At 64.9% G+C, this 12,917-nt stretch carries 9 protein-coding genes; 7 read left to right on the forward strand and 2 right to left on the reverse strand.

All coding sequences use genetic code 11. From position 1 onward, the window contains the following. Nucleotides 1-11: 11 nt before the first annotated feature. The 6 genes from ccsB (at nucleotide 12) to G6N61_RS30315 (ending at nucleotide 8,638) form a co-directional block, all read left to right on the forward strand. Complete coding sequence (gene ccsB / locus G6N61_RS30295) at nucleotides 12-983, forward strand: c-type cytochrome biogenesis protein CcsB (protein ID WP_163924504.1); 972 nt, start codon at nucleotides 12-14, stop codon at nucleotides 981-983. A gap of 104 nt (nucleotides 984-1,087) precedes the next feature. Then, a complete protein-coding gene (locus G6N61_RS30300) occupies nucleotides 1,088-3,268 on the forward strand; it encodes an acetyltransferase SucT (protein ID WP_163924505.1) in 2,181 nt (726 codons plus the stop codon). A 1,458-nt stretch (nucleotides 3,269-4,726) separates the two neighbouring features. Continuing rightward, a complete protein-coding gene (locus G6N61_RS30305; RefSeq protein WP_235887357.1) occupies nucleotides 4,727-6,808 on the forward strand; it encodes a heavy metal translocating P-type ATPase in 2,082 nt (693 codons plus the stop codon). Beyond that, nucleotides 6,808-6,993: a hypothetical protein gene (locus G6N61_RS31040; protein ID WP_235887358.1), complete on the forward strand. Its 186-nt coding sequence runs from the start codon at nucleotides 6,808-6,810 to the stop codon at nucleotides 6,991-6,993. Before G6N61_RS30305 ends, G6N61_RS31040 begins: the two co-directional genes overlap by 1 nt. 110 nt (nucleotides 6,994-7,103) lie before the next feature. After that, a complete protein-coding gene (locus G6N61_RS31045) occupies nucleotides 7,104-7,628 on the forward strand; it encodes a hypothetical protein (protein ID WP_235887359.1) in 525 nt (174 codons plus the stop codon). A gap of 227 nt (nucleotides 7,629-7,855) precedes the next feature. Then, entirely contained in the window at nucleotides 7,856-8,638 is a 783-nt protein-coding gene (locus G6N61_RS30315) for a CbtA family protein (RefSeq protein ID WP_163924507.1), read from the forward strand. Nucleotides 8,639-8,664: 26 nt separating this feature from the next. Here the strand turns inward: G6N61_RS30315 and G6N61_RS30320 are convergent, their stop codons facing one another. Beyond that, complete coding sequence (locus G6N61_RS30320) at nucleotides 8,665-9,609, reverse strand: L,D-transpeptidase (protein WP_163924508.1); 945 nt, start codon at nucleotides 9,607-9,609, stop codon at nucleotides 8,665-8,667. A gap of 502 nt (nucleotides 9,610-10,111) precedes the next feature. Between G6N61_RS30320 and G6N61_RS30325 the strand changes: the two genes are divergently transcribed. Next, complete coding sequence (locus tag G6N61_RS30325; RefSeq protein WP_163924509.1) at nucleotides 10,112-12,037, forward strand: bifunctional copper resistance protein CopD/cytochrome c oxidase assembly protein; 1,926 nt, start codon at nucleotides 10,112-10,114, stop codon at nucleotides 12,035-12,037. A 136-nt stretch (nucleotides 12,038-12,173) separates the two neighbouring features. On the opposite strand, the gene G6N61_RS30330 is transcribed toward G6N61_RS30325, so the two are convergent. Beyond that, nucleotides 12,174-12,839, reverse strand: a complete 666-nt coding sequence (locus G6N61_RS30330; protein WP_163924510.1) for a DsbA family protein — start codon at nucleotides 12,837-12,839, stop codon at nucleotides 12,174-12,176. Nucleotides 12,840-12,917 lie beyond the last annotated feature (78 nt).

Raw genomic sequence — 12,917 nt, forward strand, 5'->3', positions numbered from 1 at the left:
AGTGACACGTCATGAACGCAGTTGGCACACGCGTATCCCTGGCGTTGTATTCGGATTGGGCGTACACGTCGGCGATGGTCGGACTCGTTCTCGCGTTGTTGGTGCTGGCAGCAACGTTCGCGAACAGTCGCAGTCGGGCACTCGAGAGGTCAATGGCGCCTGTGGGAGTCGCAACCGACAGCGCACGTCCGGGTGTCGTCGCAGACGTCCCTAGACGGTCGGTCGTGGAACGCGCGGAACGTGCTGGTGTTGCCCTCGTCGTCGTGGGTGCCGGGTTCCTGCTGCTGTGCATCGTGTTGCGCGGCCTGGCCACCTCGCGCGCGCCGTGGGGCAACATGTACGAGTTCATCAACCTGACCTGCTTCTGCGGACTGGTGGCGGCGTTGATCGTGTTGCGGCGTCTTGATCTTCGGCCACTGTGGGTGTTCGTCCTGGTTCCGGTGCTGATTCTGCTTGCGGTGTCGGGCAAGTGGCTGTATGCCGACGCCGCACCCGTCATGCCCGCGCTGCAGTCGTACTGGTTGCCGATTCACGTGTCGGTGGTGAGCCTCGGCTCAGGGGTGTTCCTCGTCGCCGGCGTGGCGAGCATCCTCTTCCTGGTGAGGACGTCGCGGTTGGGCGACCCCGGACGCGAAGGACTCTATGCGGGCGTCGTGTCCAGACTGCCCGATGCGCAAATCTTGGACCGACTCGCATACCGCACCACGATATTCGCGTTCCCCGTCTTCGGGTTCGGCGTCATCTTCGGCGCGATCTGGGCCGAGGAGACATGGGGACGCTTTTGGGGATGGGACCCCAAGGAGACGGTGTCTTTCGTCGCGTGGGTCGCCTACGCGGCCTATCTGCATGCTAGATCCACCGCGGGGTGGCGTGACAGGAAGGCCGCATGGATAAACGTGGCCGGATTCGTGGCGATGGTCTTCAATCTGTTCTTCATCAATCTAGTCATTGCGGGGTTGCACTCCTACGCCGGGGTGGGCTGACGCCGGGGCCACAGCGTGCGCACGTATCCAACACACCGATCTCGTCTCGCCAGCGTCATGACCGCGGCTGAAATTACGACTCACCGAGCGTCGTTTCGACGGCCATGTTGACCGTCGCTCAACCGCGGGAGGTTCGACGTAATGGTTCGGGGTCAGCGACCTCTGTTTCGTTGCGCCCTAGCGAGTTCGGCGTCTACCGTCATGACCTAGACGGCCTACGTGGCGTCGCGATCGCACTGGTCGCCGTGTTTCACGTGTGGTTCGGCAGGGTCTCCGGTGGTGTCGACGTCTTCCTCGTGCTGTCGGGTTTCTTCTTCGGCGGAAGGCTGTTGCGGGCCGCGCTCAATCCGACCGCATCCCTGGCACTCGTGCCGGAGGTGCGGCGTCTGGTCCGGCGACTGCTCCCCGCGCTGGTGGTGGTGCTGTCCGCGTCGGCGGTGCTGACGATCCTGGTGCAGCCCGAGACCCGGTGGGAGACGTTCGCCGACCAAAGCTTGGCGAGCCTTGGCTACTACCAGAATTGGGAACTGGCGACCACGGCGTCGGACTACCTGCGCGCGGGCGAAACGGTGAGTCCGCTGCAGCACATCTGGTCGATGTCGGTGCAGGGGCAGTTCTACATCGCTTTGTTGCTGTTGGTATTCGGCCTGGGGTTCCTGCTGCGCCGCCTCCTCCGCCATCACCTGCGGATCGTCTTCATCGCGGTGCTGTCGGCGCTCACCGTGGCGTCGTTCGTCTACGCGATCATCGCGCATGACGCGGACCAGGCAACCGCCTACTACGACAGCTTCGCCCGGGCCTGGGAGCTTCTCCTCGGCGCGCTGGCGGGTGCGCTAATCCGGCACGTGCGGTGGCCGATGTGGCTGCGGACTACCGTTTCGGCGATCGCACTCGCCGCGATTCTGTCGTGTGGCGCATTCCTCGACGGCGTCGCGGAGTTCCCCGGGCCCTGGACGCTGGTACCGGTCGGGGCGACCATCCTGTTCATCCTCAGCGCCGCCAACCGTGCCGCCGATCCGCATCTCGCTGGCGTGGACGGCGGGTTGCCGCTACCGAATCGCCTCCTCGCCACCGCGCCGCTCGTGTCCCTCGGCGCGATGGCGTACTCGCTCTACCTGTGGCACTGGCCGCTGCTGATCTTCTGGCTCGCCTACAGCGGACACACCCAGACCGACCTGACCGAGGGCGCAGGCGTCCTGCTGGCCTCCGGTGTGCTGGCCTGGTTGACTACGCGCTTCGTGGAGAACCCGTTGCGGATGCGTGCGACGAATGCTCAAAAGCCGAAGTCCGCCGTGCCGCTGCGCATCCGGCTGCGCCGGCCGACCGTCGTGCTGGGCTCGATCGTCACGCTGCTGGGCGTGGCGCTTGCGGCGACGTCGTTCACGTGGCGCGAGCACATGACGGTTCAGCGGGCCAACGGCAAGGAATTGTCCGGTCTGTCCTCGCGCGACTACCCAGGGGCCCGCGCGCTGATCGACCGTGCCAAGGTCCCCCAGCTGCCCATGCGGCCCACGGTCCTCGAGGCCAAGGACGACCTGCCGCAGAGCACCAAAGACAATTGCATCAGCGACTTCTCGGACCCGAGTCTGCGCAAGTGCAGTTACGGTTCCGGGGCCGCGACCCGCACCATCGCGCTGGCCGGCGGCTCGCACGCCGAGCATTGGATCACCGCGCTGGACCTGCTCGGCCGACTGCACGGCTTCAAGGTCGTCACCTACCTCAAGATGGGCTGCCCCCTATCGGCGGAGCGAGTGCCCCGCATCCCGGGGTCGGGGGAGCCGTACCCACAGTGCTTCAACTGGGTCCAAGCCGCCATGCGGGAGATCGTCGCCGACCGCCCAGACTACGTGTTCACCACCGTGACAAGACCACGAGACACCGGGCCCGGTGACGTCATGCCGGAGGCGTACCTGCCGATCTGGCAGGCGTTCGCCGACAACGGGGTGAAGGTGCTGGGCATGCGCGACACACCGTGGCTGGTCCGCAACGGCGACCCCTTCTTCCCGAGTGATTGCCTCGCCGACGGTGGTGACGCGACGACGTGCGGCATGCCACGAGCACTTGTCCTCGACGACGTCAATCCCGCCGCAAGTCTCCCCGGACGGTTCCCGCAGATGAACGTGATCGATCTGAGCGGTGCGCTGTGTCGAGACGACTACTGCCGAGCCGCCGAAGGGAACGTCCTCATCTACCGAGATTCTCATCACCTGTCGGCCACGTACGTACGCTCCCTGGCGCCAGAACTTGGGCGCAGGATGGGTGCGTTGACCGGATGGTGGCCCTAAGCGGCGTCCTATTGCGCGCACTGAGGCGGCTCACAACTTCGTCAGTGCCGCTTCGTTGTGCAAGCCGACGATTCGCTAACGGGACGGCCTGACCTCGCATAGCCAACGGCGGCGCCGGATAGCGAGATGAACGCACCGCGGGGCGTTCTGAGGGTGGCCGTCCGAGCTTCCTTGCTGCTGGCGTTCACTGAGCGATTCTCGGCTCATGCCCCGAACGCGCTTTCCACCATCGGCGCCACCAACAAGTACTGTCTAGATACGTAGGTGACGCGGCGAAACGACCTCCCGCATAGCTCCGTTGCGGCGACCAACATGAGACGAGAGGAAGAGGCCTCGCCAATGGCAGGCCCAGGGCATGGCATATGCAGCAGTTCCACGGCGCGGGGCGGAACCAATCCGACGGGCCGCCGGCAACCGGTGAGATGGTCGGTGCGCTAGTGGAGTGGGCCGTGTCGCGAGGATGGACGGCGCAGACCAGTCCCGATGGCGGCTGTCACTTCTACGATCCCCAGGGTAAGTACGTAGCGTATTGGCCGTCGAAGACCGCCACGGGCCTCGGTCACCGTTGGTAGTGCTCCCATCATCGCCGATGTCCCGGCGTCGCCTCGCGACGCCGGCAATAGCGCCGCGCCCCCGGTGCGTGCGCCGCGACGCTGCGCATCGGAATCGTCTATGTTCACCAGAAGAAACCCGACGAAACAGTCAGGTGTGGCGACGCTCGCAGCAGCAGTGCGAGACAACAGATGTCGAGCTGGACGGTCTGTTGTACGCCGATTCTCGAGAGCGCGCCGCCGGTACGGGGCCGTTCTGCCACACGGCGACTGTCCCGTCGAGCCTTATCGGAAAACTCCCGGGGGCACCGCGCTCACCCTTGGGCGTATCGACCGACACAGCCGGACGATGACGCCGGCCCGATTATCTCGCCGACGCGGCGAGGTTTCGCGGCAACGGGTTGATTGATATGCATACATGCGTACTATCGCATGCATGGCAGATCGCAACGGCGGGACGGTGAATACCGGCGGCGCGGACGCCAGGCCCGCGAACGACACTCTTGCACTGGACCTAGCAGCCCTGCTTCCCGGTAGCGACGAGCGCTGCGCTGACCGGCTCAGGCGCAACCTGGGAGACGACGGAGTCATCGAACAGGCCCACGTCATCGATGGCGACACGTCGGAACCCCGCCTTTGCGTGCACTACGACGCCGAGGCTGCCACCGCAACAGAAGTGCAGCGACGGGCTCTGCAGGTGGCCAATACGATCACGTCGACGTACGGGCACCTGCGGTGGTTGACCACAGGCACTGATGACGATGAGGCGGTGCGAACTGCGCTCGTCGACACACTGTCGACGATTCCTGGCGTCGTCGCCGCAGCAGCGGCACCAGGATCGGTCCAGCTGGAGTTCGAGCGGGCGATGGTGACGGCCCAAGAACTCGTAGACGTCATCGCCGCGAAGGTGGCGCCGTCAGGGGTAGTCCCCGACGCAGAGACCGCCGTTGCCGAAACTCCCGTCGCCCACGACGGAGACGACGGCGACCATCAACACGGTCACGGCGGAATCTTCGGCGAGCGCACCGAATTGATCTTCGCGGGACTGGCGGGCGCGCTGCTGCTGACAGGCTGGTTACTGGCCGCCTTAGCCGAGACGCCGCGCTCGGTGGAGGTGGTGGCCTACGGCCTGGCGTTCTTCTTCGGTGCGTTCTTCACCGTGCAGGAAGCCCTCGCGAGTGTGCGGCAGGGCCGCTTCGAGATCGATTTCCTCATGCTGGTGTCCGCAGCAGGTGCGGCAGCGCTCGGCGAAGTCGCCGAAGGCGCCCTTTTGCTGTTCCTGTTCGGCGTCGGGCACGCGCTGGAAGGGTACGCGATGGGCCGCGCTCGCCGAGCGATCGATGCGCTCGCCGAGCTGGCCCCCAAGACGGCCCTAGTGCGGCGCGGCGGCACCGGCGACATCGTCGAAGTGTCCGTTGCGGACCTGCGCGTTGGGGACGTCGTCGTCGTGCGCCCCAACGTGCGGCTGCCTGCGGACGGATTCGTCGTAGCAGGTGCCAGCAGCGTCGATCAAGCGCCAGTGACCGGCGAAAGCGTCCCGGTCGACAAGATTCCGGTCCCGGACGTAACGGCAGCCGCCGCTGCGCCAGAACGCATTGACGCGGTGTCGCGGGTGTTCGCCGGAACGATAAACGGCGCCGGCGCCATCGAAGTGCAAGTCACCCGGCTCGCCGGCGACTCCACCTTGGCCCGGGTGGCGCGTTTGGTGGCCGAAGCGCAAACCAAGACGACTTCCACACAGCGTTTCACCGACCGATTTCAGCGCATCTTCGTGCCGGCGATCCTGGTCGGTGTGGTCCTGCTGCTCTTCGCCGGGTTAGTAGTTGACGAGCCGTTCACCGACACGGTGTACCGGGCGCTTGCCGTTCTGGTGGCGGCCAGCCCGTGTGCGCTGGCAATAGCCACGCCCAGTGCGGTGTTGTCGGCGGTGGCGCGAGCGGCGCGGGCCGGCATCCTGATGAAGGGCGGCGCCGCGCTGGAGGAACTGGGGCGACTCGACGTGCTGGCCTTCGACAAGACTGGCACCCTCACCGAGGGGCGGCCCAGGATTGCCGACGTGTGGGCCACCGGGGACAGCGACGAGGTCGAACTGTTGAGAATCGCCGTGGCCGTGGAGGAGCAAAGCGACCACCCGCTCGCCCGTGCCATCGTCCGCGACGGCAGCCAGCGATTGGCCGGAGCGGCGACGCTTCGCGCGACCGACGTCCGTGCGGTGATTGGCCGCGGCATCGTTGCGTCCGTCGAGGGTGTCGAGGTCTACATCGGCAAGACCGAACTGTTCACTGACGCCGCCCAGCCGCCACCGGCCGAACTCGCTGCCGAGGTGAGTCGTCTCGAACAGCAGGGCCGCACGACGATGATCGTCCGCGCGGGCGATCGGTGGTTGGGCGCAATCGGATTGATGGATCTTCCTCGACCGGAGGCGTCGACGGTGATCGCACGGCTCGCCGAACTCGGCCTCGAGAACACGGTGATGCTGTCGGGAGACAATCAGCGGGTGGCGGACGCCGTCGCCGCCGAAGTTGGTGTCGCTTACGCCCGCGGCGATCTGATGCCCGAGGACAAGGTGGCCCAAATCGCCGTCTTGCGGGAACGCCACGGCCGCGTGGGCATGGTCGGCGACGGCGTCAACGATGCGCCCGCCATGGCCGGTGCGAGTGTGGGTATCGCGATGGGTGCGGCCGGATCCGACGTGGCGCTGGAGACCGCTGACGTTGCGCTGATGGCCGACGACCTGCGCGCCTTACCGTTCGCGGTGAGCCTGAGCCGTCGCTCCTCGCGGGTCATCAAGCAAAACCTGTGGGCGAGTCTCGGAATCGTCGCGGTCCTCATCCCGGCGACGGTCTTCGGCCTGGGCATCGGTCCCGCCGTGCTCATCCACGAAGGCTCGACTCTCATCGTCGTCGCAAATGCATTGCGACTTCTCGGGATGCCTATGCAGTCGGTCACCCCAGCAGCGCCGCGCGTGGAGCGTGCAGAAGAGACGTGATGACCATCGACCCGCCCAGTGTCGCAGATGAATTCGAGCATGCCGACGTGGACACGGTGGTCATCTTCGTGGACATGGCTGGGTTCACGGCGTTTACCGAAGCCCACGGTGATCATCGTGCTGCCGTACTGGCAGATCGTTTCGCCCCATTGCCGAAAAGGTCCTCGGGCCCGGAGACGACATGATCAAGACCATCGGTGACGCCGTGCTAATCACCAGTTCGGACCCCACTGCCGCACTCGCCTTCCTTCGGCGAATTCACCAAGAGACCCGTCGCATCGACGGATTTCCGCTGTTGCGCGCGGGAATCTATGCCGGGTCGGTAGTGAAGCGCGGCGGAGACGTCTTCGGGTCGACGGTCAACACGGCAGCCAGATTGGCGGCTATCGCCCGGCCAGGCCAGATCGTCGGCAACGCCGAAGCTGCGGCCGCGCTTCAAGGGGTGGACCGTCTAGCGGTGACGCCGTTGGGCCCGCTGCGATTGCGGAACGTGGGTGCGTTCGTGGAAGCGTTCGCCCTTGACGTCGGAACCCGCCACCAGGAGCACGTCGATCCGATATGTCGGATGCATGTCACGACGGACGCCGAGTCGCTGATGATCGTGCATCAGGAAGGCACTTATCGTTTCTACTTCTGCTCGACGGCCTGTTTGAGCCAATTCGCAGAGCGCGTGGGCAATGTCGGCACGTCGTCGGGTGACGGGGGCCCGGAGACCATTCAGTCGTTCGTCGGCGAGGTCGCGGCGCACTTCGGCACGCCGGTGCCCTCGCCAGCCGGTGGGAATGCCGCATCGACGTCAACCTCATCAATCTGCTCGTAGAACGCGGACGGTGACCTTGCGCCCCGAATCATGCTCGCCAACAGTGTTATTCGCTCACATGCCGAACCGTCCGCGCCGTCGCGAGAATGGAACGGGCTGCTAAGGGCGTGCATCGCCCCGAGGCGCGCCGCCGCGCTTCATGCTGGGAGGCCTGACGAGGACCATCTAGAGTCATCGCTTCACACCCGCCACGGCTTGACGCCGTACCACTGATAGGAATTTCGATCATGGAAAAGCGACTCATCGCGGCCGGCCTGGTCGCCGGCGCCCTGGCGGGCCTAACGTCCTTCGCATACGCCCGGCTATTCGTGACGCCAGTCATCGACCGCGCTGTGGCTTACGAGGAGGGCCGCACCAAGGCGGCGGAACTACCCGGCCACGGTGTTGAATTGTTCACCCGCGGGGTGCAGGCCAATATCGGGATGGGCTTCGGCGTTCTTGCATTCAGTGTTGCCATGGGAGCGCTGTTTGCGGTGGTCTTCTGCGTCGCCTACGGGCGCCTTGGGAACTTCTCCGCGCGCTTGCTAGCCGTTCTGCTAGCCGCTGGGATGTTCTTGTCGCTCTACTTGGTCCCGGCGTTGAAGTATCCGAAGAATCCGCCTGCGGTAGGGCAGGAGGGGACTCTTCAGCAGCGCAGCATGCTGTTCGTGCTCATGGTGGTGTTGTCGGCGGTCCTGGTGATCTCGGCGGTGTGGGTGGCCCGTCGGCTGTCACCACGCTTGGGCCACTGGAATGCGACGCTCGCGGCTGCGGGATCGTATGTTCTGGCGACTGCGCTCGTGATGCGGGTGCTGCCGACTTTCGATGAAACACCGAACGCGCTGCGCGATCACACCGGCGCCATCGTGTACCCAGGATTCGCCGCCGACGACCTCTATGAATTCCGGTTGCATTCATTGGGGACCGCCTTGGTGATGTGGGTGACGACCGCGCTGGTGTTCGCCGCGTTGGCAGCCCGGCTAGTTCGCGATGGCTCCCCGGCGAAGTCGAGTGGGTTGACTACGTTGTGAGGATGCGGCTGTCGGTCGGTTAGACGTCACATCTGCCAGTCCTGGGCTCCATCGTTCTCGTCGTAGATGCCGACGGAGTTCTTGACCACGACCGGGTCCCCGCTGCCAAAGTTGTCGTAGAACCACTGCGCATTGGTTGGACTCAGATTCGGACAGCCGTGGCTCACGTTGCGCTTACCCTGATCGCCGACCGACCACGGTGCGCCGTGGACGAAGATGCCTGTGTTGCTAATGCGCACCGCATCTTGGACCTTGAGCCTGTAACCTTCGGCTGCGTCGACCGGCACACCGTAAGTGGAGGAATCCATCACCATGTCTGCAAACTTCTCGAGCACATAGTAGGTGCCGTTGGGTGTCTCGTAGCCAGGCTTTCCTAGAGATACCGGCATGGTCTTCTCGAGTTCGCCGTTGCGCATGATCTCCATTTGGAGGGTGGCGTTGTCGATGGTCGCCACCAGCGAGTCGCCGGTGCGGAAGCTCGACCTCGTACCACCGGCATCGATGCTGACCGTGGTGTTGGCCGGCCAGAAGTCAGTGGGCCGCCATCGGAGTTGAGTTGGGCTCATCCAATAGAACCTGCCCGGGACTGCGGGGGAGGAGGAGACGTGGACCGCGTCCTCGGCCAGGTTGCGGTCGACGATGGGACGTTGAAAGTTGATGATTATCGGTTTGGCGACGCCAACCGTCGAGCCATTCGACGGATTGAACGTGGGTGGAGCGAAGACCGGTGGTCCGGTGTAGGGCGCTGGGTTCTGGCCGGCGGCTAAGTCGTTGACAGCCGTCGATGATGGGCCGGTTGTTGGAGCGGCGAACGGATTCGGTGCCGTCGAGTTGGGGATCGTGAGGGGATCGCCGGGTGCGGGCACGGGAACCTGTGGCTCGGCCGAGGCCGACGGCGCGAGAGCAATCGTCACAGCTGCTAGGGCGACCGTCATCATCGTGACGACTGGGCTGACTGGCGGACACCGCATTCGGGCCTCTCCCTTCCACTAGCCGCCGACCGACGCTCGCGGCGGCTGGGCGGAATTTGTTGTACGTACTTACATAGTAGATGATGTGACGTCGGGTCCGGCAGCATGCATGGGACCTGCGTAGCAGTCAGCAGGCAACGGACGAGTGCATGCGAAGGACGTCAGGCTGCGTGGATGGTAGTCACACGCGACCGCCATCTCAGGCCACGCACTCACGTATCCCCACGCGCCGGCGATGCCGGACGGTCTCGGTGCTCGCCCTGCTTCGTGGGCCCGACTGACCGTTTCTACCTGGCCGGGATGACCGTGGCGAGGATCAGCAGCGACACAGTCGCTGTCGTGTCGTCGAGGACATTCGCAGACCGCCGAGCCGCTGGGTTGTTCGTCGGGTGGCCAGCCGTCGGTTTGGGAGGCCCCGTGCTGTCGTGACGCCGCGACAGTGGGCCTGGCGGATCGACGGGTAGAAGTAGAGAAGGTGGAAAGAGAAAAGGAGGGTGAAGGCGTGGCGACGTCGACTGATACTCCACGCCGGGTGGGGCGGGCCGTGTTGCTTGGTGTCGCACTGCTGGCAGGCGTGAGCGCGGCCACGATCGGCGCCCTGGTACTACCAGACGCGCTGGCGGTGACTGGGCTTAGTGATCCGGGACCGGTAACCACCTACGGGCTGCCCTTCCTGCGCGCCGCCGGCGAGATCGCTGCGATAGTGGCGATCGGACACTTCTTGTTCGCGGCCTTCCTCGTCCCGCCGCAGGCCAATGGAGTGCTCGACGTCGACGGGTACCGAGCGCTTCGGACCGGCGGTGCCGCTTGCGCGGTCTGGGCGATGTGCGCTGCAGTGTTGGTCGCGCTGACGGTCTCCGACGTGTCAGGGGTGCCGTTGACCGATCTGTCGCCGCTGGACATTTGGTCAGCGACCGACCTCGTCGAAACCACGTCGGCGTGGCGTACCACAGCGATCTTGGCCGCGGTCGTTGCCGTAGCGAGCCTGCCGGTGTTGCGGTGGTCATGGACGCCCGCCCTGCTGCTCAGTGGCCTAGTGACGTTGATGCCGCTGGCCGTGACGGGGCACTCCTCCTCGGGCGGCTCGCACGACATCGCGACCAACAGCCTGATCATCCATCTCGTCGCCGGAGCATTGTGGGCCGGCGGGTTGCTGGCGCTGCTTGGGCACGCACTGCGCGGCGGCGGGCACACCGACATCGCCGCCCGCCGTTTCTCGAGGCTGGCGTTGTGGTGCTTCGCGGCCATGGCCGTGAGCGGATTCGTCAACGCGGCGGTCCGCATAGATCTGTCGGACATCTTGAGCAGCAGTTACGGACTCCTCGTCGTAGGGAAGGTGGCGGCCTTGATTGGGCTCGGTGCAATTGGATGGCGACATCGACGATCGTCGATCGTTGCGCTGCAGCGTGATCCGACGTCGCGCCGTGCGCTGCTGCGGCTCGCACTCACCGAAGCCGCCCTATTCGGCGTCGCGGTCGGCGTAGCCGTCGGGCTTGGTCGTACGCCACCACCGCTCGCGACGCGCGAACCGCTTCCGGCCGAAGCTGAGTTGGGCTTCGACCTCGCCGAGCCACCGACGATCACGCGGGTCTTCCTCGAATGGCGTTTCGACCTGATATTCGGCACGGCGGCGCTCGTCCTGGTCGGCATCTACCTTGCTGCGGTGTATCGGCTAGCTCGCGGCGGTGCCTCATGGTCGAAGCGGCGCACCGCATCGTGGGTGATGGGTTGCCTCACATTGGTGTTCGCCACTTCGTCAGGACTTGGCATGTACATGGCGGCAATGTTCAGCATGCACGCCGTCGTTCAATTGATCCTCACGATAGGGGTGCCGGTATTGCTCGTGCAGGGCGCGCCGGCGACCCTAGCGCTGAGGGCAATGCGAGCATCGCATACGAAGGCGGTGCCTGGCCCGCGCGAATGGCTTGTGACCGCACTGAATTCATCTTCGCTGGGTCTGATCGCTCGTCCGTGGACGGCTCTCGCGCTTCTTCTGGTGGGCGTCTACGGTTTGTGCTTCGAGGTCATCTTCGATGCCGCCGTGAGCGAGCACGCTCCCCACATACTCATGATCGGGTACTTCCTGCTCAGCGGTGTATGGTTCTTCGCCGCCGTCAGCGGCGTCGATCCGGTGCTACGGCCGATGCCCAAGCAGTGGCGGATGGCAATACTGTTGTTAGCGCTGTCCCAATTCGTCCTCGCTGGAGTCTTAGTGACGACCATGCGCGACACTCTCGGTGGCGCCTTCTACCGCTCGTTGAAATTGGGCTGGCATACGAACTTGCTCGGCGACCAGCGATTGGGCGGCCAAATTCTGGCTGCTGGCGGGCTCGTGGCGATGCTGGCGGTGCTTGCAGCGCCGATCGTCCAGCGCGTCCGCTCGGCTGCAACGGTGCGGAAGACGGGCGCGCCGAGTATCGGCTCCTGACGACCCCACAGGCGCACAGCGGCGCGTTCACGCTGGCCTCCGGGCCGACGATTGGCGCCGACCCGGTGTCGCGCAATGGCACCTCCCGCTACGTCCCGACGTGTCGACCTCGTCCGCCGACACCGGCTGCCCCGCACTAAGGCTGGCTGTTCAGTGCCTGCTCGATTGCGGTCTTCATGTCGTCGTAGCTTCTGAACTCCACTTCCGTTCCGTCGAGGAAGAAGGTCGGTGTGCCCTGTACGCCGAGGGCCTTGCCGTCAGCTACGTCGACATTGACACGATCGAGCGTAGCGGGGTCGTTGTAGGCGGCATCGAACGCCGCCATGTCGAGTCCAAGTTCGTCGGCGTATCCGCGGAATCGGGAGTCCGCAGGAGTTCGTTGTTCGCCCCACTCGCTTTGCGTTTCGTACATCTTCTTGTACATAGGCTCAAACTTGTCCTGTTGGGCCGCCGCCTCGACCGCTCGCGCCGCCCTCTCCGCGTTGAAGTGAGACTGAATTGGGAAGTAGCGGACGACGAAGTTGACGCGGTCTCCGTACTCGGCACGCAGTTGTTCAACCATAGGGAAGGCTGCCCGACAGGCCTCGCATTCGAAGTCGAGGAATTCGACGAAGTTGACATCGCTGTTCGTCGCGGTACTGAGGCGGCGACTGTTGTCCCGGACAAGCTGACCGACGTCTCCACCCTCAGCTTGGGCGGAGGCGGGTATGCCCTTGTCCTGGGCCGAGAGGTAGACCCCAAACCCGATGATTGCGGTGATGGCCACGAAGACGGTCAGTAGAAGGCGTGTGAGAGGTGCCATTCGGATGCGTCCTTCTTGAGTTCACTGGAAAGTCTGTAAAGCGCCAGAGCAGCGGCGTACCGCAGCACCGAATTAAAC

It is taken from the genome of Mycolicibacterium arabiense, assembly GCF_010731815.2.
Lineage (GTDB): Bacteria > Actinomycetota > Actinomycetes > Mycobacteriales > Mycobacteriaceae > Mycobacterium > Mycobacterium arabiense.

What these genes read in the sequence shown, in the direction of transcription:
- ccsB (WP_163924504.1), top strand. Translation starts at nt 12, where the DNA reads ATGAACGCAGTTGGCACACGCGTATCCCTGGCGTTGTATTCGGATTGG.
- G6N61_RS30300 (WP_163924505.1), top strand. Translation starts at nt 1,088, where the DNA reads ATGTTGACCGTCGCTCAACCGCGGGAGGTTCGACGTAATGGTTCGGGG.
- G6N61_RS31040 (WP_235887358.1), top strand. Translation starts at nt 6,808, where the DNA reads ATGACCATCGACCCGCCCAGTGTCGCAGATGAATTCGAGCATGCCGAC.
- G6N61_RS30315 (WP_163924507.1), top strand. Translation starts at nt 7,856, where the DNA reads ATGGAAAAGCGACTCATCGCGGCCGGCCTGGTCGCCGGCGCCCTGGCG.
- G6N61_RS30320 (WP_163924508.1), bottom strand. Translation starts at nt 9,609, where the DNA reads ATGCGGTGTCCGCCAGTCAGCCCAGTCGTCACGATGATGACGGTCGCC.
- G6N61_RS30330 (WP_163924510.1), bottom strand. Translation starts at nt 12,839, where the DNA reads ATGGCACCTCTCACACGCCTTCTACTGACCGTCTTCGTGGCCATCACC.